The sequence below is a fragment of the Gandjariella thermophila genome, from assembly GCF_005405885.1.
Lineage (GTDB): Bacteria > Actinomycetota > Actinomycetes > Mycobacteriales > Pseudonocardiaceae > Gandjariella > Gandjariella thermophila.
Genome location: NZ_BJFL01000026.1, coordinates 1 through 25,371, shown reverse-complemented (window position 1 = coordinate 25,371; position 25,371 = coordinate 1). Strand labels below are relative to the sequence as shown.

General features: G+C 71.9%; 25 protein-coding genes. 19 read left to right on the top strand and 6 right to left on the bottom strand.

What is annotated here, in order from left to right; all coding sequences use genetic code 11:
- Positions 1-77: 77 nt before the first annotated feature.
- On the top strand, positions 78-656 hold the full coding sequence (gene rsmD, locus FFT21_RS20760) for a 16S rRNA (guanine(966)-N(2))-methyltransferase RsmD (protein WP_137815594.1): 579 nt from the start codon (positions 78-80) through the stop codon (positions 654-656).
- Between the two features lie 68 nt (positions 657-724).
- A complete protein-coding gene (coaD, locus tag FFT21_RS20755) occupies positions 725-1,207 on the top strand; it encodes a pantetheine-phosphate adenylyltransferase (protein ID WP_137815593.1) in 483 nt (160 codons plus the stop codon).
- Positions 1,208-1,306: 99 nt separating this feature from the next.
- Here coaD and FFT21_RS20750 read toward each other — a convergent pair whose 3' ends face one another.
- Positions 1,307-1,789 carry a GNAT family N-acetyltransferase gene (locus FFT21_RS20750; RefSeq protein ID WP_371856845.1) on the bottom strand — a complete coding sequence of 161 codons (483 nt, stop codon included), beginning with the start codon at positions 1,787-1,789 and terminating at the stop codon, positions 1,307-1,309.
- Positions 1,790-1,869: 80 nt separating this feature from the next.
- On the opposite strand from FFT21_RS20750, the gene FFT21_RS20745 reads away from it, so the two are divergent.
- From FFT21_RS20745 to mutM, 6 genes are all read left to right on the top strand, one after another.
- On the top strand, positions 1,870-2,331 hold the full coding sequence (locus FFT21_RS20745; RefSeq protein WP_137815592.1) for a guanyl-specific ribonuclease: 462 nt from the start codon (positions 1,870-1,872) through the stop codon (positions 2,329-2,331).
- A gap of 126 nt (positions 2,332-2,457) precedes the next feature.
- Positions 2,458-3,147, top strand: coding sequence for a DivIVA domain-containing protein (locus FFT21_RS20740; protein WP_137815591.1), 690 nt, complete (start codon positions 2,458-2,460; stop codon positions 3,145-3,147).
- 109 nt (positions 3,148-3,256) lie between these two features.
- Positions 3,257-3,847, top strand: a complete 591-nt coding sequence (locus tag FFT21_RS20735; RefSeq protein ID WP_137815590.1) for a YceD family protein — start codon at positions 3,257-3,259, stop codon at positions 3,845-3,847.
- Between the two features lie 2 nt (positions 3,848-3,849).
- Complete coding sequence (gene rpmF, locus FFT21_RS20730; protein WP_137815589.1) at positions 3,850-4,032, top strand: 50S ribosomal protein L32; 183 nt, start codon at positions 3,850-3,852, stop codon at positions 4,030-4,032.
- Between the two features lie 26 nt (positions 4,033-4,058).
- On the top strand, positions 4,059-4,877 hold the full coding sequence (rnc, locus tag FFT21_RS20725; protein ID WP_137815588.1) for a ribonuclease III: 819 nt from the start codon (positions 4,059-4,061) through the stop codon (positions 4,875-4,877).
- Between the two features lie 137 nt (positions 4,878-5,014).
- The gene (mutM, locus tag FFT21_RS20720; RefSeq protein ID WP_137815587.1) at positions 5,015-5,980 is read left to right on the top strand and encodes a bifunctional DNA-formamidopyrimidine glycosylase/DNA-(apurinic or apyrimidinic site) lyase; all 966 of its coding nucleotides are present in this window, start codon (positions 5,015-5,017) and stop codon (positions 5,978-5,980) included.
- Positions 5,981-6,045: 65 nt separating this feature from the next.
- Here mutM and FFT21_RS20715 read toward each other — a convergent pair whose 3' ends face one another.
- Positions 6,046-6,486, bottom strand: coding sequence for a MarR family winged helix-turn-helix transcriptional regulator (locus FFT21_RS20715; protein ID WP_137815586.1), 441 nt, complete (start codon positions 6,484-6,486; stop codon positions 6,046-6,048).
- Positions 6,487-6,650: 164 nt separating this feature from the next.
- Complete coding sequence (asnB, locus tag FFT21_RS20710; protein WP_137815585.1) at positions 6,651-8,489, bottom strand: asparagine synthase (glutamine-hydrolyzing); 1,839 nt, start codon at positions 8,487-8,489, stop codon at positions 6,651-6,653.
- Positions 8,490-8,819: 330 nt separating this feature from the next.
- Between asnB and FFT21_RS20705 the strand changes: the two genes are divergently transcribed.
- The 7 genes from FFT21_RS20705 to FFT21_RS20675 all read left to right on the top strand — a co-directional run bounded on the left by FFT21_RS20705 (position 8,820) and on the right by FFT21_RS20675 (position 17,357).
- Complete coding sequence (locus FFT21_RS20705) at positions 8,820-9,185, top strand: hypothetical protein (RefSeq protein WP_137815584.1); 366 nt, start codon at positions 8,820-8,822, stop codon at positions 9,183-9,185.
- Positions 9,186-9,439: 254 nt separating this feature from the next.
- Positions 9,440-9,541 (top strand): K(+)-transporting ATPase subunit F, encoded by a 102-nt coding sequence (gene kdpF / locus FFT21_RS20700; RefSeq protein ID WP_137815583.1) that lies wholly within the window; start codon positions 9,440-9,442, stop codon positions 9,539-9,541.
- Between the two features lie 38 nt (positions 9,542-9,579).
- Positions 9,580-11,241 (top strand): potassium-transporting ATPase subunit KdpA, encoded by a 1,662-nt coding sequence (kdpA, locus tag FFT21_RS20695; protein WP_137815582.1) that lies wholly within the window; start codon positions 9,580-9,582, stop codon positions 11,239-11,241.
- Between the two features lie 40 nt (positions 11,242-11,281).
- Positions 11,282-13,393, top strand: coding sequence for a potassium-transporting ATPase subunit KdpB (gene kdpB, locus FFT21_RS20690; protein ID WP_137815581.1), 2,112 nt, complete (start codon positions 11,282-11,284; stop codon positions 13,391-13,393).
- 5 nt (positions 13,394-13,398) lie between these two features.
- Positions 13,399-14,022 (top strand): K(+)-transporting ATPase subunit C, encoded by a 624-nt coding sequence (gene kdpC / locus FFT21_RS20685; RefSeq protein WP_137815580.1) that lies wholly within the window; start codon positions 13,399-13,401, stop codon positions 14,020-14,022.
- Positions 14,023-14,079: 57 nt separating this feature from the next.
- Positions 14,080-16,680 (top strand): DUF4118 domain-containing protein, encoded by a 2,601-nt coding sequence (locus FFT21_RS20680; RefSeq protein WP_225978600.1) that lies wholly within the window; start codon positions 14,080-14,082, stop codon positions 16,678-16,680.
- Entirely contained in the window at positions 16,677-17,357 is a 681-nt protein-coding gene (locus FFT21_RS20675; protein WP_137815578.1) for a response regulator, read from the top strand. Before FFT21_RS20680 ends, FFT21_RS20675 begins: the two co-directional genes overlap by 4 nt.
- On the opposite strand, the gene FFT21_RS20670 is transcribed toward FFT21_RS20675, so the two are convergent.
- Positions 17,339-17,830 carry a hypothetical protein gene (locus tag FFT21_RS20670; protein ID WP_137815577.1) on the bottom strand — a complete coding sequence of 164 codons (492 nt, stop codon included), beginning with the start codon at positions 17,828-17,830 and terminating at the stop codon, positions 17,339-17,341. The two genes, FFT21_RS20675 and FFT21_RS20670, sit on opposite strands and share 19 nt — an antisense overlap.
- 113 nt (positions 17,831-17,943) lie before the next feature.
- On the opposite strand from FFT21_RS20670, the gene FFT21_RS20665 reads away from it, so the two are divergent.
- A complete protein-coding gene (locus FFT21_RS20665) occupies positions 17,944-18,240 on the top strand; it encodes an acylphosphatase (protein ID WP_137815576.1) in 297 nt (98 codons plus the stop codon).
- Positions 18,241-18,259: 19 nt separating this feature from the next.
- Here FFT21_RS20665 and FFT21_RS20660 read toward each other — a convergent pair whose 3' ends face one another.
- Complete coding sequence (locus tag FFT21_RS20660; protein WP_137815575.1) at positions 18,260-18,733, bottom strand: COG4315 family predicted lipoprotein; 474 nt, start codon at positions 18,731-18,733, stop codon at positions 18,260-18,262.
- A gap of 455 nt (positions 18,734-19,188) precedes the next feature.
- On the opposite strand from FFT21_RS20660, the gene FFT21_RS20655 reads away from it, so the two are divergent.
- The 3 genes from FFT21_RS20655 (at position 19,189) to smc (ending at position 24,289) form a co-directional block, all read left to right on the top strand.
- Positions 19,189-19,707, top strand: coding sequence for a sigma-70 family RNA polymerase sigma factor (locus FFT21_RS20655; protein ID WP_137815574.1), 519 nt, complete (start codon positions 19,189-19,191; stop codon positions 19,705-19,707).
- Positions 19,704-20,477 (top strand): anti-sigma factor family protein, encoded by a 774-nt coding sequence (locus FFT21_RS20650; protein ID WP_192909660.1) that lies wholly within the window; start codon positions 19,704-19,706, stop codon positions 20,475-20,477. Before FFT21_RS20655 ends, FFT21_RS20650 begins: the two co-directional genes overlap by 4 nt.
- Before the next feature lie 194 nt (positions 20,478-20,671).
- Complete coding sequence (gene smc / locus FFT21_RS20645) at positions 20,672-24,289, top strand: chromosome segregation protein SMC (RefSeq protein ID WP_137815572.1); 3,618 nt, start codon at positions 20,672-20,674, stop codon at positions 24,287-24,289.
- Positions 24,290-24,442: 153 nt separating this feature from the next.
- On the opposite strand, the gene FFT21_RS20640 is transcribed toward smc, so the two are convergent.
- Complete coding sequence (locus tag FFT21_RS20640) at positions 24,443-25,207, bottom strand: transposase family protein (protein WP_137815571.1); 765 nt, start codon at positions 25,205-25,207, stop codon at positions 24,443-24,445.
- Positions 25,208-25,371: the final 164 nt, after the last annotated feature.

Genomic DNA, 25,371 nt, shown 5'->3' with positions numbered 1-25,371 from the left:
TCGGCAGGGGACACCCATCGGGGCGGCCGGTACGGTCGGTGCGCGTTGCCGGGGTGGTCGTGCGCGAGGATGGTGGCGTGACACGGATCGTGGCCGGAACGGCCGGCGGGCGCCGGCTGGTGGTGCCGCCGCGCGGCACCCGCCCGACCTCGGAGCGGGTACGCGAGGCGCTGTTCAGCGCGCTGGACGCGACCGTGGGGCTGTCCGGCACTCGGGTGCTGGACCTGTTCGCCGGCTCCGGCGCGCTCGGCCTGGAGGCGCTCTCCCGGGGCGCGGCGCACGCGCTGTTCGTCGAGTCCGACCGGCGGGCGGCCGAGGTGCTGCGCCGCAACGCCCGGTCCCTGGGCCTGCCCGGGGTGGAGGTCCGGCACGGCACCGCGGCGGCGGTGCTGGCCGCGCCCGCCGACGCCCCGTACGACATCGTGCTCGCCGACCCGCCGTACGCGCTGGCCGAGGACGCGCTGGCCGGCGTGCTGGCGGAACTGCCGGCGAACGGCTGGACCGCGCCCGGTTCGCTGGTCGTGGTGGAGCGGGCGGCGCGCAGCGCGGAACCGCGGTGGCCGGAGGGCTTCGCGGTGCGGCGCAGCCGCCGGTACGGGGACTCGGTGGTGTACTGGGCCGCCCAGGAAGGTGACGCCATCCGGACAACGGGGTGATCTGTCCGGCGCGTGATGCCCGCCACGGGCGGCACGACCTGCGGTATTCGGGTGCTAACGTCCGCGGCATGAGGCGCGCCGTCTACCCCGGCTCCTACGATCCGGTTACCAACGGCCACCTGGATATCGTCAGCAGAGCGGCCAAGCTCTTCGACGAGATTGTCGTCGCCGTGCTCATCAACAAGAACAAGAGCAGCCTGTTCACCGTTGAGGAGCGCATGGAGATGCTGCGCGAGGTCACCGTGCCGTGGCCGAACGTGCGCATCGACTCCTGGCACGGCCTGCTCGTCGACTACTGCCGGGCCAACGACATCGGCGTGATCGTCAAGGGGCTGCGCGCGGTCAGCGACTTCGACTACGAGCTGCAGATGGCGCAGATGAACCAGCAGCTCTCCGGGGTGGAGACGCTGTTCATGTCGACCAACCCGCAGTACAGCTTCCTGGCCAGCTCGCTGGTCAAGGAGGTAGCCACCTACGGCGGCGACGTCTCCCGCCTGGTGCCGCCGTCGGTGGAGAAGCGGCTGATGCAACGCCTGGCCGAGCGCTCCTGAGTCTTCCCTTCCGCGAGTTCGCGCGCGGTGGTGGCCACGGCGTGCGCCGTGGTCACGTTGGCTGCGTGCCGCGGCTTGACGCACGCACGGCGGAGACTCCTAGGGCTCCAGCGCCAGCTTCATGCCGATGTGGCTGGGCTGAAAGCCGAACCGGCGGTAGAAGCGATGCGCGTCGGTGCGGGTGACGTCGGTGGTGAGCTGCACCAGCCCGCAGCCGCGCCGCCGCGCCTCGGCGATCGCCCAGCGCAGCAGTTCCGCGCCGACGCCGTTGCCGCGCACGTCGTCACGGACCCGCACGGCCTCCAGCTGGGCCCGCCGCAGCCCCCGCCGGGAGAGTCCGGGGATCACGGTGAACTGCAGCGTGCCGACCACCTCGCCGGCCCGCTCGGCGACCACCAGGATCTGGTTCGGGTCCTTCTCCAGTTCCGCGAACGCCGCCGGGTAGGCCGGGTCACCGGGTTTCTCCCGCTCGGCGCCCAGCGGGTCGGCGGCCAGCAGCGCGACGATCGCCGGGATGTCCTCACGCCGGGCCCGGCGAATGGTCACCGGAGGCCCCGGGCTCACCGGATCGGTCGGCGACACGCGGTTAGTTTGTCACCTGCCACGTCTGGTTAATGTGAACGTTTCCTGGTGATCGCCGTGCCGCGTTACCGTCCGAGGGCATGACCAAGGTCACTTCACGCGCCATCCGAATCCTGCTCGCCCTGGCGCTCGCCGTGCTCGGCACGGTGGGCGCGGTGAGCGCCGCCACAGCCGCACCATCGGCCACGGCCGGCGCCGCCTTACCCGCCTCGGCGACACCCGCGGCGGCCGCCCAGGCGTCCTGCGGCGACACCTCCAGCTTCCACGTGGTCCCGCTGTCCAGCCTGCCGCCCGAGGCCACCGACACGGTGCGGCTCATCCGGCGGGGCGGCCCGTACCCGTATCCGCAGGACGGCACGGTGTTCAGCAACCGCGAGGGCATCCTGCCAAGCTGCCCGAGCGGCTACTACCACGAGTACACGGTGAAGACGCCGGGCAGCCCCGACCGCGGCGCCCGCCGCATCGTCACCGGCGACGGTGGCGAGTACTTCTACACCGGCGACCACTACGCCAGCTTCGTCGTGGTGGACATCAACGCGTGAGCCGCGGCCGACGGCCGGGGCGTGCCCGGACCGAACGGGCTGGACACGCCCCGCCCGCCTCCGCGGCTGGCGGGACGGATCAGGGCAGACTGAAGCGACGGGTGGTGTCGCGACGAGGAGTGTGCCGTGTACCGGGTGTTCGAGGCCCTCGACGAACTCGTCACGATCGTCGAGGAGGCGCGGGGCGTGCCGATGACCTCGGGGTGTGTCGTGCCCCGGGGCGACGTGCTGGAACTCCTGGACGAGATCCGCGACGCCATTCCCGGCGAGCTGGACGACGCGCAGGACGTGCTGGACCAGCGGGACGAGCTGATCGGCAAGGCCGAGCACGAGGCGGAGCAGGGCGTCAGCAAGGCCCGCTCGGAGGCCGAGCGGGTGCTGCAGGAGGCACGGGCCAGGGCGGAGCGGATCGTGGCCGACGCGCGCGCCGAGGCGGAGCGGGCCGTGGCCGCCGGCCGCGAGGAGTACGAGGATCTGGTCGGCCGGGCGCACGCCGAGGCGGAGCGGATGCTCGAGGCCGGCCGGGCCGCCTACGAGCGGTCGGTGGAGGAGGGCCGCGCCGAGCAGGCCAGGCTGGTCACCCAGACCGAGGTGGCGAAGGCCGCGCGCAGCGAGTCCGCGCGGATCATCGACGAGGCCCAGGCCGAGGCGGACCGGCTGCGCGAGGAGTGCGACGCCTACGTGGACGGCAAGCTGGCCGAGTTCGAGGACCTGCTCTCGCACACGCTGCGTACCGTGGGCAAGGGCCGGACCCGGCTCCGCGGCGGGGGTCGTCCGGCCGGGGCGATCGCCGCGCCCTTCGACTACCAGGCGTGAAACGGGTCACGGTCCCGGCTCGGCCGTCCGATTTCCTGCCGGGGCGGTATGTCCCGTACCCTGGGTGGGCTGGACGTACTGCCGTCCCCCGTCGAGCGATACCGAGCACATGTCTGAGCACCGCACCGCCTCCAGAAGCGCAGCCGACCACGCCCCCGCCGGGCCCTGGGTGATCGACACCAGGGATCTCGGCCGGCGTCCCGGTTCCAGCCGGAGCTACCACCGGTCCGTGCCGGCGGGATCCCCGCTGGGGGTGCCGGAGGTGATCGAGGTGCCCTCGGACGCGCGGGTGGAGCTGGGCCTCCTGCTGGAGGCCGTGGTGGAGGGCGTGCTGGTCTCCGGTACCGTGACCGCCCCGACGGTCGGGGAATGCTCGCGGTGCCTGGACCCGCTGTCCGGCACGGTCGAGGTGGAGCTGACGGAGCTGTTCGCGTATCCGGACACCGCCACCTCGGCCACCACGGACGAGGACGAGGTCAGCCGGATCGTGGACGACCGGATCGACCTTGAGCCGGTGGTCCGGGATGCGATCGTGCTGGCGTTGACGCCGGTGCCGCTGTGTTCGGAGGACTGCCCCGGGCTGTGCCCGGACTGTGGCCGACGGTGGGCGGATCTCGATCCGGATCACGGACATGACAAGATTGATCCTCGCTGGGCCGCGTTGAGGGAGCGGTTCGGTGGGACCGAGGAGGAGAAGTAGACGTGGCCGTCCCGAAGCGGAAGATGTCGCGCTCCAACACGCGCTCGCGTCGGGCCCAGTGGAAGACCACGGCGCCCCACCTGGTGCCCTGCTCGAACCGGGCCTGCCGCCAGCCGAAGCCGCAGCATGTGGCTTGCCCGTCCTGCGGTCAGTACGACGGCCGTCAGGTCGTCGCGCCGGCGTGACCTCCTCGCGAAGGTAGCCACGCGCAGTGGGGGGCAGGGCGTCGCGGGGCCAAGCTGCCGACCGCACCCCGCTCATCGAGGGGCTCGGCGTCGAACTCGACGACGAGCTGTTGACGCTTGCGCTGACACACCGCTCCTACGCGTACGAGAACGGCGGCCTGCCGCCGAACGAGCGGCTGGAGTTCCTCGGGGACGCGGTGCTCGGCCTGGTGGTCACCGAGCACCTCTACCGGACCCATCCGGACCTGCCCGAGGGGCAGCTCGCCAAGCTGCGCGCCAGCGTGGTGAACCAGCACGCGCTGGCCGGCGTGGCGCGGGGCCTGGGTGACGGCGGCCTCGGCCCCCACCTGTTGCTCGGCCGGGGCGAGGAGCTGACCGGGGGCCGGGACAAGGCAAGCATCCTGGCCGACGGCCTGGAGGCGGTGATCGGCGCCGTGTACCTGCGGCACGGCATCGACACCGCGCGGAAGCTGGTGCACCGGCTGTTCGACCCGCTGCTGGCCGAGGCGCCGCTGCGCGGCGCGGGACTGGACTGGAAGACCAGCCTGCAGGAGCTCACCGCGGCGACCGGGCTGGGCGTGCCCGAGTACCGCGTCGAGGAGGAGGGTCCCGACCACCGTAAGGAGTTCACCGCGACCGTGGTGGTCGCCGGCAACGACTACGGGGTCGGCGTTGGGCGGACGAAGAAGGAGGCCGAGCAGAAGGCCGCCGAGTCCGCCTGGCTGCAGCTGTCCGAGCAGTACGGGCTGCTGGAGAACGGCAACACCGCCCAGGCGGGCACGGCCGGCACCGACGGCACCTCGGACGCGGCGGCCGGGGCTGACCCGGCCGAGCCGGACGCCTGAGCCGGGCCGGATCTGGAGCTGGACGCACCGTGAGCGTCGTTCAGCACCGGCCCAGCGATTACGGGCCGCCAGGCCCGTGTGAGCGGCCGGTGTGGCGACGGGCTCGCTGAACGACGTGTACTTCTGAATGAGGCACAGTGCCCGAGCTACCCGAGGTGGAAGTCGTCCGCCGTGGCCTGCAGGCGCATGTCGCCGGCCGCACCATCGGCGCCGTCGAGGTGCTGCATCCGCGCTCGGTGCGCCGGCACCTGCCCGGCCCGGCCGACCTGGCCGCCCGGCTGGCCGGCCGCACGCTGGTCGCCGCCCGGCGGCGGGGCAAGTACCTGTGGCTGGAGCTGGACTCCTCCGGGCCGCAGACGTCCGGCGAGTACGCCGGCACCACCGGCGACGGCGAGGCGCTGGTGGTCCACCTCGGAATGAGCGGGCAGATGCTGGTGCAGCGGCCCGGTGCGCCCGACGAGAAGCATCTGCGGGTGCGTATCCCGTTCACCGACGGCGGCCCCGAGCTGCGGTTCGTGGACCAGCGCACGTTCGGCGGGGTGGCCATGGCCGAGCTGGTCGAGGTGGCTGGCACCCGGCTGCCGCTGCCGGTGGCGCACATCGCCCGCGACCCGCTCGACCCGGCCTTCGACCCGGACCCGGTGATCGCGGCGCTGCGCCGGCGGCACAGCGAGGTGAAGCGCGCGCTGCTGGACCAGTCGCTGGTCTCCGGGATCGGCAACATCTACGCGGACGAGGCGCTGTGGCGGGTCGAGCTGCACGGCCGGCGGCCCACCGACCGGCTGACCCGGTCGCAGGCGTCCGCCCTGCTCGCGGCCACCGCCGAGGTGATGCGCGAGGCGCTCGCCGCGGGCGGCACCTCGTTCGACGCGCTCTACGTCAACGTCAACGGCCAGTCCGGGTACTTCGACCGCTCGCTCGCCGTGTACGGGCAGGCGGGCCGGCCCTGCCCGCGCTGCGGTACCGCGGTGCGTCGCGAGCCATTCATGAACCGCTCATCTTTCTTCTGCCCCCGCTGCCAGCCCCCGCCGCGCCTCCGCTCCCGCATTCAGCGGGCTGAACGGCGCTCCGAGGCACCCCTGACTCGCCGTTCAGCCCGCTGAACGGCGAGTCAGGGGTACCCACGAATTCCCGTTCAGCCCGCTGAACGCGAGACGGGCGGGACCGGTCATCCGCAGTCGTCCGGGGCGGCGAGGCGGAGCAGCACCGGCTGGACGGCGGCCAGCAGCTCCCGTTCCCGCGGCTCCAGCAGCGCCATCCGCTTGGCCAGGGTCTCGGCCTGCCCGTAGGCCATGGAGACCATCTGCTCCTTGCCCTCCTCGGTGGCCATCACCCGGATCGCCCTGCGGTCGGCGGGGTCGGGTTCGCGGCGCACCAGCCCGGCCGCCTCCAGCCCGCGCACCACGGTGGTCGCGGTGGGTTGCGAGCACGGCACCTGGGCGGCCAGCTCGCCGAGGCGTAGCGGGCCGGTGGTGACCAGCTGCGCCAGCACGATCACCTGGGTCGGCGACAGGCCGGCGGCCGGGGCCTCGCGGCGGAGCGTGCGGAGCAGGCGGTGCAGCGCCAGCACGAACTGGAACGCCTCCTGGTCACCCGCATCGCCAGCCATGTTCGCCTCCGCCCACGTCACCGACCGCCGGCCGGTCAGCACCGTGCCCTGTTCAGAAGTTCACGTCGTTCAGCGCGTTCGGGCGGTCCACACGCACCGTCACCACACCGGCCGCTCGCACGGGCCGGGCGGCCCGTGGTCGCTGGACCGGCTCTGAACAACGCTCACAGCCTGACCTGTGGAGAGTAAAGGTCGAACCAAGTCGCGATGTCCAGCACCCGGTCCAGGCCGTTCCGCACGATGGCCGGCATCGCGGCCGGGTCGAGCTGCAGCGTCTCGTCCAGCCAGGACCGGTTCACCAGCTGGAAGATCGGGTGGCTCGGCTCGGCCAGCAACTCCTTGCCGAGCTGCTGCAACGCGCCCGCGTAGTGCGGGTCCTGAGTGGACGGGTACGGGCTCTTCACCCGCTGCACCACCGACCGCGGCAGCACGTCCTGGGTGGCGTGCCGGAGCAGGCTCTTCTCTCGGCCGTCGAAGGTCTTCAGTGACCACGGGGTGTTGTAGACGTACTCGACTAGGCGGTGGTCGCAGAACGGCACCCGGACCTCCAGGCCGACGGCCATGCTCATCCGGTCCTTGCGGTCCAGCAGCACCCGGACGAACCGGGTGAGGTGCAGGTAGCTGATGACCCGCATGCGTTGCTCGTGCTCGTCCGCCCCGGGCAGCGGTTCCACCTCGGCGACCGCCTCGCGGTACCGGTCCTGGATGTAGCCGAACATGTCGAGCCGGCTTTCCAGGCCCGGTTCCAGCAGCCGCATCCGGTTGGATTCGGCCATCATCCGGTGCGCCAGCCACGGGAACGTGTCGGCCCGCTGGATCGCCGGGTCGTGGAACCACGCGTAGCCGCCGAACACCTCGTCGGCGGACTCGCCGGACAGTGCCACCGTCGAGTGCTCGCGGATCGCCTTGAACAGCAGGTACAGCGAGGCGTCCAGGTCACCGAGGCCGGCGGGGATGTCCCGTGCGCGGATCACGGCGCGGCGCACCTCCGGATCGGCGAGCGTGTGGTGGTCCAGCACGATGTCCCGGTGCTGCGAGGCGACGTGCTGCGCCACGTCGTGCACGTACGGCGTGTCCGGGGTGGCCCGCAGGTCGTCCGGCTTGAAGTTCTCCGCCTGGCCGACGAAGTCGACCGCGAAGCTGCGCACCTTCTCGTCGTGCGCGGCCAGTTGCCGCGCGGACAGCGCGGTGATGGCGCTGGAGTCCAGGCCGCCGGAGAGCAGCACGCAGCGCGGCACGTCGGCGACGAGTTGCCGGCGCACGATGTCGTCCAGCAGCTCGCGTACCCGGCCGACGGTGGTGTCCTGGTCGTCGGTGTGCTCCCGGGTCGAAAGCTTCCAGTAGGTTCGCTCGCGGAGCCCGTCCGCGTCCACCACGACCAGGGTGCCGGGCACCACCTCGCGCATGCCGGACCAGATCGCGTGTCCCGGCGTCTTGCTGAAGCTCATCAGCTCGCGCAGGCCGTCCGCGTCCACCACCCGCTTGGCCAGCGGATTGGCCAGGATCGCCTTGGGTTCGGAGCCGAAGAGGACCCCGTCCGGGGTGCGGTAGAAGTAGAACGGCTTGATGCCCATCCGGTCGCGGACCATGACCAGCCTGCGGGTCCGGGAGTCCCAGATGGCGAAGGCGTACATGCCGTTGAGCCGGTCGACCACGGCCTCGCCCCACTCCAGGTAGCCGTGGAGCACGACCTCGGTGTCGCTCTCGGTGCGGAACCGGTGGCCACGCCGCCGCAGCTCCTCCTTCAGTTCGGCGTAGTTGTACGCCTCGCCGCTGTAGGTCATGGCCACCGCGCCGTCCGGGGTGTCCACGCTCATCGGCTGGGCGCCACCCTCGATGTCGATCACCGCGAGCCGGCGGTGGCCGAGCGCGGCGGGCCCGTCAATCCAGGTCCCCCGGGCGTCCGGTCCCCGGCACGCCATCGTCTCGGTCATCGCGTCGACCGTTGCCCGCTCGGTGGCCAGGTCACGGTCGAACGAGACCCAGCCGGCGATGCCACACACGTTGGTCCTCCCCGTCGTCATTTCGCCGCTATTGCGCCACGGTAACAACTTTCTTCGGCTATGAAACTATCTGCGTGCATGCCACCGCCAGTGGTCATCGAGTGATCGGTTCGCGACGCGCTGTGTCGCCGCTGGTCGGACCGACCGGATCGGCGAACGTGTCGTTTGTCACGTTCCTCGGTCGGCGCGACGCCGGCCGAAGTCAGGGGGCGTGCGGCTCAACCGCGCGTCCGGTAGGCGGCGTCAACGCGGCGTCAAGATGCGGCCGTCGCCCGTCAAGACGGCGGCAGTACCGGCCCGGCGGAGCGCCCCGGGCGGTGCACTGGACGGGTGATGCGCACCGCGGTGTCCTGGCCACGGCTCGAGGTGGGGTTCGGCTTCCCGCTGGGCTTCGCCGCGGGCAGCGTGACCACCATGGTCGCGGTCGCGGCGGGCGCGACCCACGTGCCCGCGGCGGCGCTGGTCGCGTTGGCGGCGACCGTGGCATGCGCGTCGGCGGTGACCACCACGGCGGGCGCCGTGGCGACCGGAGCCGCGTGCTGGGCGCTGTACGACGGGTTCGTTCTCGGCCGCGCCGGGCATCTCGTGCTGACCGAGTACTCAGCGCAGGCCGCGGCGCTCCTCGTGGTCGTCGCGCTCGTCGCCACGGCGGTCGGCGCGGCGTTCCGGAATCACGTCGCCCGCCCCCGGTCCTGATCTGGTGGTGTGGCAGGTCACTCGGCGTATCAGAGTCCCGTAAGCGGCGCCGTGTGCCGCCGTTAAGGACGTGTCAGCGCGGTACCGCGCGCCGGGTGCGGGTACGCACGCTGGGACCGCGACGGCCGTCGCCGGGGCGGCCGATCCTGTACCGGAAGAGGAGGCGGCGCACACATGGCCGACGTGCTGTACGTGGCGCTCCTGATCGGAATGTTCCTGCTGCTCGCGTTGACGCTGCGCGGACTGGAGCGGCTGTGAGCGGTTCCGGGGCTGTCGCGAACGCCGTGGGGGGCGTGCTCGCGTTGCTGCTGATCATCTACCTGTGCTACGCGCTGATCCGACCGGAGAAGTTCTGATGCGCGCCGACGTGTTCGTTGCAGCGGAGGCGCCAGTCATGACGGACATCGTGGCCGGCCTGGCGCAGGTCGGCCTCCTCGTGGTGGCCCTGGCCGTGGTGTACCGGCCGTTCGGCGGCTACCTGGCGCACGTGTTCACCACCGAGAAGCACTGGCGGGTGGAGCAGGCGATCTACCGGCTGGTACGGGTGAACCCGGACTCGGAGCAGCGCTGGCCCACCTACGCCGCGGGCGTGCTGGGCTTCGGTTTCGTCTCCGCGCTGCTGCTGTACCTGATCCAGCGGTTCCAGCCGCTGCTGCCGCTGAACTTCGGCCGCTCCATCCCGCCGGGGATGGCGTTCAACACCGCGGTCAGCTTCACCACCAACACCAACTGGCAGTCCTACGTGCCCGAGCAGGTCATGGGAGACACCGTGGCGATGGCCGGGCTGACCGTGCAGAACTTCGTCTCCGCGGCGATGGGCATGGCGGTCGCGGTCGCGGTGATCCGCGGTTTCGTGCGGTTCCGCACCGACCGGTTGGGCAATGTCTGGGTGGACCTCACCCGGGCGACGGTACGGATCCTGCTGCCGATCTCGTTCGCCTTCGCCATCGTGCTGGTCGGCCTGGGCGCGGCGATGAGCCTGCGCTCCGGGGTGTCGGTGACCGGGCTGGACGGCGCGCAGCACACCATCGCGCTCGCGCCCTCGGCGAGCGAGGAGGCCATCAAGGAACTCGGCACCAACGGCGGCGGCATCTTCAACGCCAACTCGGCGCACCCGTTCGAGAACCCCAACGCGTGGTCGAACCTGGTCGAGATCTTCCTGCTGCTGGTGATCCCGGTCAGCCTGACCCGGACCGTCGGGGTGATGGTCGGCAACCCGCGCCAGGGTCACGTGCTGCTGGGTGTGATGGCGGTGTTCTGGACCGGCATCCTGACCGTGACGTGGTGGGCGGAGGCGCACCCGAACGGCCCGGCCGCGCGGCTGGCCGGCGCGGCGATGGAGGGCAAGGAGACGCGCTTCGGTATCCCGTCCTCGACGCTGTTCGCCACCAGCACCACGGGCACGTCCACCGGCGCGGTGAACTCGATGCACGACAGCTACAGCGGGCTGGGCGGGGCCGGGCCGCTGTTCCACATGCTGCTCGGGGAGATCTCGCCGGGCGGGGTGGGCACCGGCGTCTACGGCATCCTGGTGCTGGCGATCATCGCGGTGTTCCTGGCCGGGCTGATGGTCGGCCGCACGCCGGAGTACCTGGGCAAGAAGCTGGGCCGGCGGGAGGTCACCTTCGCGTCGATCTCCATCCTGGCCATGCCGCTGCTGGTGCTGGTCGGCACCGGGCTGGCGCTGGCGCTGCCCGCGGTGACCGGTAGCTCGCTGACCAACTCCGGTGCGCACGGGCTGTCCGAGGTGCTCTACGCCTACACCTCGACGGCCAACAACAACGGCAGCGCGTTCGCCGGGCTGACCGTGACCAACGACTTCTACCAGTCCACCCTGGGCATCGCGATGGTCTTCGGGCGGTTCGTGCCGATCCTGGCCACGCTGGCGCTCGCCGGCTCGCTGGCCGCGCAGCGGAAGGTGCCGGAGACGGCCGGCACGCTGCCCACCACCGGCCCGCTGTTCGCCACGATGCTCACCGGCGCCGCCCTGCTGGTCGCCGCGCTGACCTTCGTCCCGGCGCTGGCGCTCGGCCCCATCGCGGAGGCATTGGCATGACGGTTCCGGTATCGGCGCGCGGACTCGCGGAGAAGACAGCATGACGACCACCCTGCACGACCACGACCGTCCACAGCGGACGATCGACGAGGCGCGCGAGCGGCACCTGCGGAACGTCGGCCGGGTGTCGGCCGGGGTGTTCAACCCGCGGCAGTTGCTGGTCTCGCTGCCGGACGCGTTGCGCAAGCTCAACCCCCGCCACCAGTTGAAGAACCCCGTCATGTTCGTGGTGTGGGTGGGCTCGGTGCTGGTGACGGTGTTCGCCATCGGCCAGCCGGGCGCTTTCACCGTCGGGGTGGCGGCCTGGCTGTGGTTCACCGTGGTGTTCGCCAACCTGGCCGAGGCGGTCGCCGAGGGCCGCGGCAAGGCGCAGGCGGAAACCCTGCGGCGCACCAAGAAGGAGACCGTCGCCCGCCGGTTGCGCGAGGACGGGACCGAGGAACGGGTGCCCGGCACCGAGCTACGGGTCGGCGACACCGTGGTGGTGGAGGCCGGCGAGGTGATTCCCGGTGACGGGGAGGTCATCGACGGCATCGCCACCGTGGACGAGTCGGCGATCACCGGCGAGTCCGCCCCGGTGATCCGGGAGTCCGGCGGTGACCGGTCCGCGGTTACCGGGGGCACCACGGTGCTGTCCGACCGGATCGTGGTGCGGATCTCCACCAGGCCCGGTGAGTCCTTCGTGGACCGGATGATCGCGCTGGTGGAGGGCGCGGCGCGGCAGAAGACGCCGAACGAGATCGCGCTGACCATCCTGCTGGCGGTGCTGACCATCATCTTCCTGCTCGCGGTGGTGGCGCTGCAGCCGATGGCCGGCTACTCGGGCGCGCAGCAGTCGGTGATCGTGCTGACCGCGCTGCTGGTGTGCCTGATCCCGACCACGATCGGCGCGCTGCTGTCCGCCATCGGCATCGCCGGCATGGACCGGTTGGTGCAGCGCAACGTGCTCGCCATGTCCGGGCGGGCGGTGGAGGCCGCCGGAGACGTGGACACCCTGCTGCTGGACAAGACCGGCACCATCACCTACGGCAACCGGCAGGCCACCGAGCTGATCCCGGTCGGATCGTCCACACTGGACGATCTGGCCGGCGCCGCCCGGCTGTCCAGCCTGGCCGACGGCACCCCGGAGGGGCGCAGCATCGTCGCGTTGTGCGCCCGCGAGCACGGGCTGCCCGGCGAACCGCAGGCGGGCGAGCGGTCCGCGGAGTTCGTCCCGTTCACCGCGCAGACCCGGATGAGCGGCGCCGACCTCAACGGCCGGCGGGTGCGCAAGGGTGCGGCCAGCGCGGTCCGTACGTGGGTGGCCGAGCACGGCGGATCGGTGCCGGAGGAGGTGCACCGGATCGTCGACGAGATCAGCCAGCAGGGCGGCACCCCGCTGGTGGTGGCCGAGTCGACCAACGGCGCCGCCGTGGTGCGCGGGGTGATCCGGCTGTCGGACGTGGTCAAGAAGGGCATGCGGCAGCGGTTCGCGGAGCTGCGCGCGATGGGCATCAAAACCGTCATGATCACCGGCGACAACCCGCTCACCGCGAAGGCCATCGCGGAGGAGGCCGGCGTGGACGACTTCCTCGCCGAGGCCAGGCCCGAGGACAAGATGGCCCTGATCCGCAGGGAGCAGGAGGGCGGCAAGCTGGTCGCGATGACCGGTGACGGCACCAACGACGCGCCGGCGCTGGCCCAGGCCGACGTCGGCGTGGCGATGAACACCGGGACCATGGCGGCCAAGGAGGCCGGCAACATGGTCGATCTCGACTCGGACCCGACCAAGCTGATCGAGATCGTGGAGATCGGCAAGCAGTTGCTGATCACCCGCGGTGCGCTGACCACCTTCTCCATCGCCAACGACCTGGCGAAGTACTTCGCGATCCTACCGGCGATGTTCGTGGCCATCTACCCGCAGCTGGGCAAGTTGAACATCATGCGGCTGCACAGCCCGCAGTCCGCGATCCTGTCCGCGGTGATCTTCAACGCGCTGATCATCGTGGCGCTCATCCCGCTCGCGCTGCGTGGCGTGCGCTACCGGCCGACCACGGCCACGGCGTTGCTGCGGCGCAACCTGCTGATCTACGGCGTGGGCGGGATCATCGTGCCCTTCGTGGGCATCTGGCTGGTCGATCTGGTGGTCCGTCTGCTGCCGGGAATCGGGTGATTCTGGTGCGTTGGTTCTCGTCTCTTGTCCGGCAGACCGGCGCCGGCCTGCGGCTGCTGCTGGTGCTGACCGTGGTCACCGGCGTGCTCTACCCGCTGGCGGTGTGGGGTGTCAGCCGGGCACCCGGCCTGGTCGGCAAGGCCGAGGGCTCGGTCGTGCGGGCCGGCGGGCGGCCGGTGGGCTCCGCGCTGATCGGCGTGGACCTCACCGCGGCGGACCCGGCGCACGACCCGTGGTTCCACACCCGACCCTCGGCGTCGGCCAACGACCCGCTCGGGCCCGGTGACCCGTCCACCTCGGGCGGGTCCAACCTCGCCGCGGACAACGCCAAGCTGGTCGATCTGGTGCGAAAGCGCAGGGCGGCGATCGCCGACCGGGAGGGCGTGCCCGAGGCGGCGGTGCCGGTGGACGCGGTGACCGCGTCCGCCTCCGGGGTCGACCCGGACATCAGCCCGGCCTACGCCGACCTCCAGGTGGCGCGGGTGGCCCGGGTGAACGGGCTGCCCGAGCAGGTGGTGCGCCAGATCGTCGACGGGCATGTGCGCGGCCGGGTGCTGGGCGTGCTCGGCGAGCCGGCGGTGAACGTGCTCGACCTCAACCTGGCCGTGCGCCAGGCAGTCCAGCACTGACTACTCCCGGTGGGTGCGGCGGGTCCGTGCCCACCGGTGACCAGCGGGGTGAGAGCTGTGGCCGAGGCGGACGAGGCGCAGACTGACAACGTGCAACCGGGTACCAGGCGACGACGTGGTGAGCTGCGCATCTACCTGGGCGCCGCACCCGGCGTGGGCAAGACCTACGCCATGCTCGGCGAGGCGCACCGGCGTGCCGAGCGGGGCACCGACGTGGTGGTCGGGTTCGTGGAGACCCATGGCCGCGCCAAGACCGCGCAACTGCTCGACGGCCTGGAGATGGTGCCGCGGCAGCGGCTCACCCACCGGGGCACCGAGTTCACCGAGATGGACGTGGACGCGGTGCTGGCCCGCCGGCCCGAGGTGGCCCTGGTGGACGAGCTGGCGCATACCAACGTGCCCGGCTCCCGCAACACCAAGCGCTGGCAGGACATCGACGAACTGCTGGACGCCGGCATCGACGTGCTGTCCACGGTGAACATCCAGCACCTGGAAAGCCTCAACGACGTCGTGGAGCGGATCACCGGGATCACCCAGCGGGAGACCGTGCCGGACGAGTGGGTTCGCCGCGCCGAGCAGCTCGAACTGGTCGACATCACCCCGGAGGCGCTGCGCCGCCGGCTGGCGCACGGCAACGTCTACGCCGCGCACAAGATCGACGCCGCGCTGGGCAACTACTTCCGCACCGGCAACCTCACCGCGCTCCGCGAGCTGGCCCTGCTGTGGGTGGCCGACCAGGTGGACGTGGCGCTGCAGCGGTACCGCGCCGAGCACGAGATCACCGACACCTGGGAGACCCGGGAACGGGTGGTCGTAGCGATCACCGGCGGCCCGGAGAGCGAGACGCTGATCCGCAGGGCTCGGCGGATCGCCACCAAGGCCGGCGGCGAGCTGCTCGTCGTGCACGTGCTGCGCGGCGACGGGCTGTCCGGGATCCCGCCTCACGCGCTGGGCCGGTTCCGCCGGCTGGCCGAGGACGTGGGCGCCACCTTCCACACCGTGGTCGGCGACGACGTGCCCACCGCGCTGCTGGACTTCGCCCGCGGCGTCAACGCCACCCAACTCGTGCTCGGCACCTCCCGCCGGTCCCGGCTGGCCCGGCTGTTCGAGGAGGGCATCGGCGCCACCACGGTGCAGGCGTCCGGCCCGATCGACGTGCACATGGTCACCCACGAGGAGGCGGCCCGGCGGCGTGGCCTGAAGTGGGCGCGCGGCGTGCTGCCGCGCAGCCGCAAGCTCGCCGGCTGGACGCTCGCCCCGGTGCTACCGGTCGTGGTCACCGGGCTGGGCACGGTGCTCCGCGGCCACGTCTCCCAGGCCACCGACGCGGTCGCGTTCGTGCTCGCCACGGTGGTGGTGGCGCTCGTCGGCGGGCTCGGGCCGGCGTTGCTCGCCGCGGCGGTCGCGGCCGTGCTGCTGGACGTCTTCTTCACCCAGCCCTTCTACAGCGTCACGATCTACGAGCCGCAGAACGTGATCGCCCTGGTGGTGATGGTGATCGTGGCGGTGCTGGTGTCGCTGGTGGTGGACCGGGCCTCCCGGCGGGCCGAGCAGGCCGCCCGGGCCGGCACCGAGGCCGCGCTGCTCGCCTCGTACGCGCGCACCGTGCTCACCCACCCGGAGCCGCTGGCCCGGCTGCTGGAGAAGGTGCGGGAGAACTTCGGGCTCACCTCCGTCGCGCTGCTGGAGAAACACGAGGGCACGTGGCAGCGGGTGGCCTGCGTCGGCCCGGAACCGTGCGACGAGCCGGACGAGGCGGACGTGGACGTGCCGGTCACCCCGGAGGTGCACCTGGCGCTGCGCGGCCGGGCGCTGCCCGCGGCCGACCGGCGGGTGCTGGAGGCCGCCGCCGGCCAGGCGCTGCTCGCGCTGCGCCAGCAGCGGATGGCCGTGCGGGCGGCGGAGGCGCAGCGGCGCGCGGAGACCACCGAACTGCGCACCGCGCTGCTCTCGGCGGTGGGCCACGACCTGCGCACGCCGCTCACCTCCATCAAGGCGGCGATCGGCAGCCTGCGCGACCCCGAGCTGCGGCTGTCCGACGCGGACACCGGGGAACTGCTGGCCACCGTCGAGGAGTCCACCGACCGGCTGGCCGGCCTGGTGGACAACCTGCTCGACTCCTCCCGGCTGGCCACCGGCGCGGTCGCGCCGCGGCTTCGCCCGGTCGGCTACGACGAGGTGGTGGCCAGGGCACTGGCCGGGGTGGACGGCGGCCGCACCGTCGCGGTGGACGTGGATGAGCGCCTCCCACCGGTGCTCGCCGACGCCGGGCTGCTGGAACGTGTGGTGGCCAACCTGGTGGACAACGCGCTGCGGCACGGTCGCCCGGTGCCCAGGAAGGGGCTGCCGGAGCCGCTCGGTGAGCCCGCGGTGGCGGTGCGGGCCAGCGAGTACGGCGGCACCGTCGAACTGCGCGTGGTGGACCACGGCCCGGGCCTGCCGAAGGGCGCGTCCGAGTCGGTGTTCACGCCGTTCCAGCGGCTCGGCGACCGGGACGCGGCGGGCGGCATCGGCCTGGGGTTGTCCGTGGCCAAGGGCTTCACCGAGGCGATGGGTGGCACCATCCGCGCCGAGGACACCCCGGGCGGCGGGCTCACCGTCGTGGTGTCCCTGCCGGCCGACCAGGCGTCCGTGCAGGTCGCGGAGGGTGCGGTATGACCAGGGTGCTCGTGGTGGACGACGAGCCGCAGATCGTCCGGGCACTGCGGATCAACCTCGCCGCGCGCGGCTACCAGGTGCTCACCGCCTACGACGGGACCGCGGCGCTCAAGGTGGCCGCCGAGGGCAAGCCGGACGTCGTCGTGCTCGACCTCGGGCTGCCCGACCTGGACGGCACCGAAGTGATCGCCGGCCTGCGCGGCTGGACCACGGTGCCGATCCTGGTGCTCTCCGCGCGCACCGACTCCTCGGACAAGGTGCAGGCGCTGGACGCGGGCGCGGACGACTACGTCACGAAGCCGTTCGGCATGGACGAGCTGCTGGCCAGGCTGCGCGCCGCGGTCCGCCGCGCCGCCCAGCCGCAGGACGCCGGTGAGGCGGTGGTGGACGCCGGAGCGTTCACCGTGGATCTGGCCGCCAAGCGGGTGCACCGGGACGGCGCCGAGGTGCACCTCACCCCCACCGAGTGGGGCGTGCTGGAGGTGCTGGTCCGCAACCGTGGCCGGCTGGTCAGCCAGAAGCAGTTGCTGCAGGAGGTGTGGGGGCCGGCCTACGCGACGGAGACCCACTACCTGCGGGTGTACCTGGCGCAGCTGCGTCGCAAGCTGGAGCCGGAACCGGCCCGCCCGCGCCACCTGCTCACCGAGGCGGGGATGGGCTACCGCTTCGAGGCCTGACCGCTCGCCCCGGACGGCGTGGGGGTGGTGCTCGTCGTCGTGGGGGTGGGCGTGGTCGTCGGGGTGGGCGGCGGCGGAAGGATCGTCCTCGACGGGCTGGACGTGGTGGTCCGGTCGGTGACGACCACCGGTGCGGTCGTCGCGGCGGTGCCGTCCGGCGTCTCGGTGCTGGACGTGACACGGCCGCGGGAGGTCGACGCCGAGACGGTGGTTGTCTCGGTCGGGGTGGCCGACTCCGGCGCGATGGACGTGCCGGTGTTCACCGTGGACGTCACGCTGACCTCCTGCGGGGAGATCACGTTGATGCCGGGCACGGTCTGCCCCGGCGGGGTCGCGCGGTCCGCGCGGTGCCCGGCGGCGATGGCCGCGACCGAGGCGAACACCGTGGCCACGGCCAGCCCGGAGGCGGCGAGCGACACCAGCGGGGAGGTGGCAAGCCGCGAGCGGGACCCACCGCGGGGCGCAGCGTTCACGGCGCGGCACCGTACCACCACGAGGTCACGTCCAGGGGTCTTGCGGCCGTGGCGGACTCGTCGTCCGCCCTGCTCGCGGGCCACCGTGCGGGTCGCTTCCGTGCTGCGGCACCATGTCTGGCGTGGCTACCGCAGCGGCGAACGTGCGTATGACCGCATGGGTACACGGCCAGGTGCAGGGTGTCGGGTTCCGGTGGTTCACCCGCAGCGTGGCGCTGGAACTGGGCCTCCGCGGCAGCGCGAGCAACCTGTCCGACGGCCGGGTCGAGGTGGTCGCCGAGGGGCCGGAGGACGGCTGCCGGCGGCTGCTGGACGCGCTGCGCTCCCCGCAGGCGCCCGGCCGGGTGGACTCGGTGGTCGAGCGGTGGTCCGAGCCGAAGGGCGCGCCCCCGGGGTTCTTCGAACGCTGATCCCGCGCATGCCGGCGGGTCAGCGCACCGGGTCCAGGCTCGCGGTGGGGTTGCCCGGGCTGGTGATCCGCACCACCGTCCAGGTCAGCTCGGTGCCGTGGAAGGTGTCGCGCACCCCGTTCCCGCCGAAGCCGGAGGGTGCGTCCCCGTCGCGGAACTCGTACAGCGGCTGGCGCAGGTAGGTGAGCTGGTCCAGGCCGGTGTCCGAGCGGTGCAGCACGCCGAGACCGGGCACCGGCCCGGCCGGCGCCCCGGACCGCGGCGCGGCCACCGGGATCCACGTGTCGAGGCAGGGACCCACGCAGCGCAGCACCCCGCCCCGCTCCTGGTCGTTGACGTAGAGCGCGCGGCCCTGGGCGTCGACCAGCGTCCCGTCGCGGAGGGCGAGGTCCACGGCGCGGCCGGCGGGTGCCGTGGTCGGCGCGGCTGCCGTGGCCGCCGACTCGGCCGGCTGGTGGGTCGCGCACCCGCTCGCCGCCGCCACTGCCGCCACCGCGGCCAGCACGGAAGGAAGAAATGTGAGGAACGTTCGGGTTCGGGGTTCCCGCTGCGTGTGTCGAAACATGCGGCCTCCCTTCGCGGCTGACGCGCGCGACCGCGATCGTGTCGCACCCGCCGCGCCGCGGGCCCCGGCCGAGGTCATCCGGCCCGAGCCGGCCGGCACGGCGATCCGCCGCCGGGGCCCGCGGGGCCGGTGGGCCCGGCGCGCCCCGCCGCTGGGATGCCGCCGCGCTGACACGATCATGGAATCTCCGGCGATGGGAACCGGTTGGTTCGGATGCGTACCGTGACGCCGTTCATAAATCAACGGGTGCGTCCGGACGGGCTACGGTACGGACGTCCCTTCGTCGTCGGTCGGATGGTCGGGACGGAGGTTTTTAGGAACGGGGTATAACCGGGTGGCGCGTCGCTGAACCGGTGCGGCGAGGCGTGGCGTAGTACAGGGGCGTGGACAACACCCCCGAGCGGGGCGATGACGTGGTACGGCAGCTGTACGGCAGGTGGCGCGGGCCGCTGCTGAGTTACGTGCTGCGCTCGGTCGGTGGGGACTACCAGTACGCCGAGGACATCGTCCAGGAGACGTTACTGCGGGCCTGGAAGAACTCGGAGTCACTGGTACCCGAGCGGGCGGGCCCGTGGTTGTACACAGTTGCCAGAAACTTGATCGTCTCCGGATACCGTCGCCGAGGTGCCCGGGTGGCGGAGGTACCGATGGAGGACCAGAACCTGCCGCCGGCCGCGGATCAGTTCGACCACGTCCTGCAGACGTGGCAGGTGGCAGATGCCATGCGGGCGCTCAGTCCCGATCACCAGCGGGTGATCATCGAGCTCTTCTACCGCCGGCGGACCGTGTCCGAGGCGGCCAAGGTGCTCGGCATCCCGCCGGGCACCGTCAAGTCGAGATCGTTCTACGCGTTGCGGGCGCTGCGTGGGGCGTTGGAGGAACGGGGGGTGACCGAGCCGTGACCTGCCAGCACACCATCTCGCTCGGCGCCTACGTGCTCGGGGCGCTGGACCCGGGCGACCGCGTCGAGCTGGAGCAGCACCTGAGCGCGTGTCCGACCTGCCGGGACGAGTTGGTTCGCTTCGCGCCGATACCCGGGCTGCTCAGCCATCTCACCGAGGAGGACCTCGTGGAGGCCGAGGTCGGGGTGACGCGGCGGTACCAGGCGCCAGCACCGGCACAGTGGTCGCCACCACCGGATGGGCCGCCGCCGCTGCCCGGACCGCGGGAGGGCGGCAGCATCGGGCCACCAGGCCGGCCCGACACCGGCGGGCCACCAAAGCTGCGGAGCCGCCGGCTCGCCAAGAAGTTGCGCAGACGCACCCGGCAGCGCTTCGTACTCGGCGCGGTGGGTGTCCTCGTCGCGGGCATCATCGCGGCCGGTGGTGTGCTCGGCGAGAAGCTGCTCGACAAACCCACCCAGCCGGCTGCCGCCGCGGTGACCTGGACTGCCACCGACCCTGCCACAGGTGTCAAGGCCAATGCCCAACTCGCCGCGCAGCGCTGGGGCACCGAGGTCCAGCTGCACATGGACAACCTGCCGGCCAACCAGCGCTGCCAGCTCGTGGTGCATGGCAAGGACGGCACCACCGAGTCCAGCGCCTGGTGGCGCAACGACTACCCGGGCAGCGAGACCGTACCGGCGGCCTCCTCGATGCAGATGGACAGGATCCAGTACATGGACGTGGTCAACAGTTCGAACAACGTCCTCGTCCGGCTGGAACCTCACTGACCGTCATCAACGCAGGTCACGTCGCCTTCGGTGGGTGACGCCACGCGCGTGGCGTCACCCACTTCCGCGTGCTGACCAGCTTTGATGCGGCGCCGCCCGACACCCGCCGCGGGTCGCGTCACGGGATCGGACCGGGGACCCCGGTACTCTCGACCGGATACCTACCGCAGCCGAAGGTCGAGAGGTCAACGCCGGTGCACTTGAAGAGCCTGACGCTGAAGGGCTTCAAGTCCTTCGCCTCGGCCACCACGCTCCGCTTCGAACCGGGGATCACGTGCGTGGTCGGGCCGAACGGCTCGGGCAAGTCCAACGTGCTTGACGCGCTCGCCTGGGTGATGGGCGAGCAGGGCGTGAAGAGCCTGCGCGGCGGCAAGATGGAGGACGTCATCTTCGCCGGCACGTCGGGCCGCGCCCCGCTCGGCCGCGCCGAGGTGACGCTGACCATCGACAACTCCGACGGCGCCCTGCCCATCGACTACACCGAGGTCTCCATCACCCGGCGGATGTTCCGCGAGGGCGCCAACGAGTACGAGATCAACGGCAACGGCTGCCGGCTGATGGACATCCAGGAACTGCTGTCCGACTCCGGCATCGGCCGGGAGATGCACGTCATCGTCGGGCAGGGCCAGCTCGCCTCGATCCTGGAGTCCAAGCCGGAGGAGCGCAGGGCGTTCATCGAGGAGGCGGCCGGCGTCCTCAAGCACCGCAAGCGCAAGGAGAAGGCGCTGCGCAAGCTGGACGCGATGCAGGCCAACCTGACCCGGCTCACCGACCTCACCGCCGAGCTGCGCCGCCAGCTCAAGCCGCTGGGCAAGCAGGCCGAGATCGCCCGGCGCGCCCAGGCCGTGCAGGCCGACCTGCGCGACGCGCGGCTCCGGCTGCACGCCGACGACCTGGCCACCCAGCGCGCCGAGCTGGCCAGGGAGGAGGCCGACGAGGCCGCCGCACGGGCCCGGCGGGCCGAGGTGGAGAGCGCGCTGCAACTCGCCCAGGCCCAGCAGACCGAGTTGGAGGAGCAGCTCGCCGCGGACGCGCCCCGGCTCACCCGCGCCCAGGACACCTGGTACAAGCTGTCCGCGCTCCAGGAGCGGCTGCGCGGCACCGTCCGGCTGGCCGCCGAGCGGCACCGGCACCTGACCACGGAGACCGACGAGCCACGCGGCGGCCGCGACCCCGAGCACCTGGAGGCGGAGGCCGAGCGCGCCGCCGCGCAGGAGGCCGAGCTGGCCGCCGGCGTGGAGGCCGCCCGCGCCGCGCTCTCCGACGCGCTGACCCGGCGGGCCGAGCTGGAAGAGCGGGTCGCCGAGGCGGAGAAGGCGCACCGCGCCGCGGTCCGCGCGATCGCCGACCGCCGGGAGGGCCTGGCCCGGCTGTCCAGCCAGGTGGAGGCGCTGCGCGGCAAGGCGAACGACACCGCGGACGAGATCGAGCGGCTGTCCACCACGCTGGCCGAGGCCACCGAGCGTGCCGAGACGGCCGCCGAGGAACTGGCCGAGCAGCAGGCCACCACGGACACCGAGGACTCCGGCGACGCCGACCTGGACGAGAGGCTGCGCCGCGCCGTCGAGGCCAACGAGCACGCCAAGGCGCGGGTGGACGAGCTGGTGCGGGCCGAGCGCACCGCGGAGAAGGAGATCGCCTCCTGGAAGGCCAGGGTGGACGCGCTGTCCATGGGCCTGGCCCGCAAGGATGGCGCCGGCGCGCTGCTCGCCGCCGGGTCCCGGCTGCCCGGGCTGCTCGGCTCGGTGGCCGCGCTGCTCACCGTCGAGCCCGGTGCGGAGGCCGCACTGGCCGCCGCGCTCGGCCCGATCGCCGACGCGGTCGCCGTGGCCGGCGGCGACGACGCGGTGGCCGCGCTGGAACTGCTCCGTACCGACGACGCCGGCCGGGCCGGCGTGCTGGTCGGCGGATCTTCGTCCACAGTGGACAGAAGTGGGTGGCCGGTGCTGCCGGGCGGCGCCCGCTGGGTGGTCGACCTGGTGCGTGCCCCGGACGCGCTGCGGCCGGCGGTGGAACGCGCGCTGGACCGGGTGGCGCTGGTCGACGACCTGCCCGCGGCCCGGTCGCTGGTCGCCGCGCACCCCGAGGTCCGGGCGGTGACCAGGGCCGGCGAGGTGTTCGGCCGGGACTGGGCGGTCGGCGGGTCGGAGCGCGCGCAGAGCGTCCTCGAGGTGCAGGCCGCCGTGGACGAGGCGCAGGACCAGCTCGCCGCCGCCGAGCGCCGGCTGGAGCAGGCGTCCGCCGCGCTGGACGGCGCCCGCGCCGAGCAGCAGGACCGCCGCGCCGGGGTGGCCGAGATCCGCGAGCGGCTCAACGAGGCCAAGGTGCGCCGGGCCCGGTCCACCGAGCGGCTGTCCCGGCTGCGCCAGGCCGCCAACGCGGCCGCCGCCGAGGTGGAGCGGGTCCGCACCCAGCGGGACAAGATGGAGCGCAACCGCGACGAGGCGCTGGCCCAGCTCGAGTCGCTGGAGGAACGGCTGGCCGCCGCCGAGGAGCAGCCCATCGAGGACGAGCCGGACAGCCGGGAGCGGGACGAGGCCGCCGAGGCGCTGGCCGCCGCCCGGCAGACCGAGATGGACGCGCGGCTCACCCTGCGCACCGCCGAGGAACGGCACCGGTCGCTCTCCGGTCGGGCCGACTCGCTGCGCCGGGCCGCCCGCACCGAGCGCGAGGCAAGGGAGCGCGCCGCCCGGGCCCGCGCCGCCCGGGAGCGGGGCGCCGCGGTCGCCGATGCCGTGGTCCGTGCCGGCGAGCATGCCCTGGACCGGATCGCCGACTCGCTGCGCCGCGCCCAGGCCGACCGGGACCGCGCCCAGGCCGAGCGGGAGTCCCGGGAGAGCGCGCTCGCCACCGTGCGGAACCGGGTCCGCGAGCTGTCCACCGAGCTGGAGAAGCTGACCGACGCGGTGCACCGGGACGAGGTGCTGCGCGCCGAGCAGCGGCTGCGGTTGGAGCAGCTGGAAACCAAGATCGTCGAGGACTACGGCATCGGCCTGGAGGACCTGCTCGCCGAGTACGGCCCGGACGTGCCGGTGCCGCCCAGCCCGCAGGAGCTGGCCGAGTACGAGGCGGCCCGGGAGCGCGGGGAGCAGGTCAGCGAGCCGCAGCCGATGCCCTACGACCGGGCCACCCAGGAGCGGAGGGCCAAGCGCGCCGAGCGGGATCTCGCCCAGCTCGGCAAGGTCAACCCGCTGGCGCTGGAGGAGTTCGCAGCCCTGGAGGAGCGCTACAAGTTCCTGTCCACCCAGCTCGAGGACCTCAAGGCGACCCGCCGCGACCTGCTCACCGTGGTCAAGGAGGTGGACGACAAGATCCTCGAGGTGTTCTCCACCGCGTACCAGGACGTGGCCCGCGAGTTCGAGATCGTGTTCGAGCGGTTGTTCCCCGGCGGCGCCGGCCGGCTGGTGCTCACCGACCCGGACGACCTGCTCACCACTGGCGTGGACGTGGAGGCCCGGCCGCCGGGCAAGAAGGTGAAGCGGCTGTCGCTGCTCTCCGGCGGGGAGAAGTCGCTGACCGCGGTGGCCATGCTGGTCGCCATCTTCCGCGCCCGCCCCTCGCCGTTCTACGTGCTGGACGAGGTGGAGGCCGCGCTGGACGACACCAACCTGCGCCGGCTGATCACCCTGTTCGAGGAGCTGCGCGACACCTCCCAGCTGATCATCATCACCCATCAGAAGCCGACCATGGAGGTCGCCGACGCCCTCTACGGCGTCAGCATGCGCGGCGACGGCATCAGCACGGTCATCTCCCAGCGTCTCCGCTCCCGCGACGGCGAACCCACACCCCAACCCGCCGCCGCAGCGAGCTGATCCCTGCCGTCACGGACAGACCGCGCTGTCCGCGCCCGCCCTGCGAAGAATGATAGCTCCAATTATGATAACTGCAGCTATCATTGTTCGCATGGTGTCGCCGTGACAACGAGAATGATAACTTCGGTTATGATAGAGCGTTATTCAGAGCCCTTACCAGCCAAGTCGGTAGAACTCCAGTGCGGTGACGATTCGGATGACATTCGGAAGCTCGGCGAGGCGCCCTCGAAAGCCGGTGGCAAGTATCTTCCAGTTCTTGACATGGGCGATGCATCGTTCGACGGCAGAGCGCAGTGAGGAGATCATCTTGTTGTTTGCCTTGTCGCCGATAGAGAGCTCGCCACCCTTGGGTTTCTTGCGAGGCGTGATTGCGTGAGTTCCCTGGTAGGCAGGGTCGGCGATGACTGGGACATCGGCCAGAAGATCTTCCCAGCCGCACTCAGTAAACGATTTTCGGTCATGCATTGCCCCAGGCAAGGGTATCGATATTCCCAACAGGCCTCCGTTGGTATCGGCGGCAACCTGAATGTTGAGTCCGGCCCGGCGGCGCTTGCCAGAGTAATTCTCCTCGTGACCTGCGCGGTTGCCGGTGGGCACATCGGTTCCGTCGACCAGGACGAGTCGGCCGCGGATCGCCTCTTCGAGGTTCGGAACGTGCAGGCACAACGCCTGCCCGATCAGCGGAAGTATGGATCGATAAACTCTCGATACGGTCGACTGGCTGACTCCGAACAGGTCGCCCACAGCCGCCTGGTTCAGATTCTGCCGGACGTATACCAAGGTGAGTACGACAGCGCGATACAGTCCCACCACCGGAGGCCAGACTTGCTTTTTATTGCAGGAGGCGATCTGCCAAATGCGAGCAACAAGCTCCTCGATCTGGTCGGCAGCAAGTCCTGTAGTAGACTGGTAACGCAACGGCCCCGCCTGTAAGTCGTGTTCTGTGGTAGGAAAACGATGAGGCTTATTCAGGCGGTTGCGTAGAAGTGTAGGGCGATTACCGCTGAGATGGTTTCCGAGAAGGTCTCGATGGGCCGCCGGTAGTCGGTGTGCATGATCCTCCAAGTTTTAAAGTTGGCGAT

Bases quoted from the DNA above. Each gene is read 5' to 3' on its own strand.
- coaD (WP_137815593.1), top strand. From the start codon at position 725: ATGAGGCGCGCCGTCTACCCCGGCTCCTACGATCCGGTTACCAACGGC.
- kdpB (WP_137815581.1), top strand. From the start codon at position 11,282: ATGACGACCACCCTGCACGACCACGACCGTCCACAGCGGACGATCGAC.
- FFT21_RS20675 (WP_137815578.1), top strand. From the start codon at position 16,677: ATGACCAGGGTGCTCGTGGTGGACGACGAGCCGCAGATCGTCCGGGCA.
- FFT21_RS20665 (WP_137815576.1), top strand. From the start codon at position 17,944: ATGTCTGGCGTGGCTACCGCAGCGGCGAACGTGCGTATGACCGCATGG.
- FFT21_RS20735 (WP_137815590.1), top strand. From the start codon at position 3,257: ATGTCTGAGCACCGCACCGCCTCCAGAAGCGCAGCCGACCACGCCCCC.
- FFT21_RS20715 (WP_137815586.1), bottom strand. From the start codon at position 6,486: ATGGCTGGCGATGCGGGTGACCAGGAGGCGTTCCAGTTCGTGCTGGCG.
- FFT21_RS20745 (WP_137815592.1), top strand. From the start codon at position 1,870: ATGACCAAGGTCACTTCACGCGCCATCCGAATCCTGCTCGCCCTGGCG.
- kdpA (WP_137815582.1), top strand. From the start codon at position 9,580: ATGACGGACATCGTGGCCGGCCTGGCGCAGGTCGGCCTCCTCGTGGTG.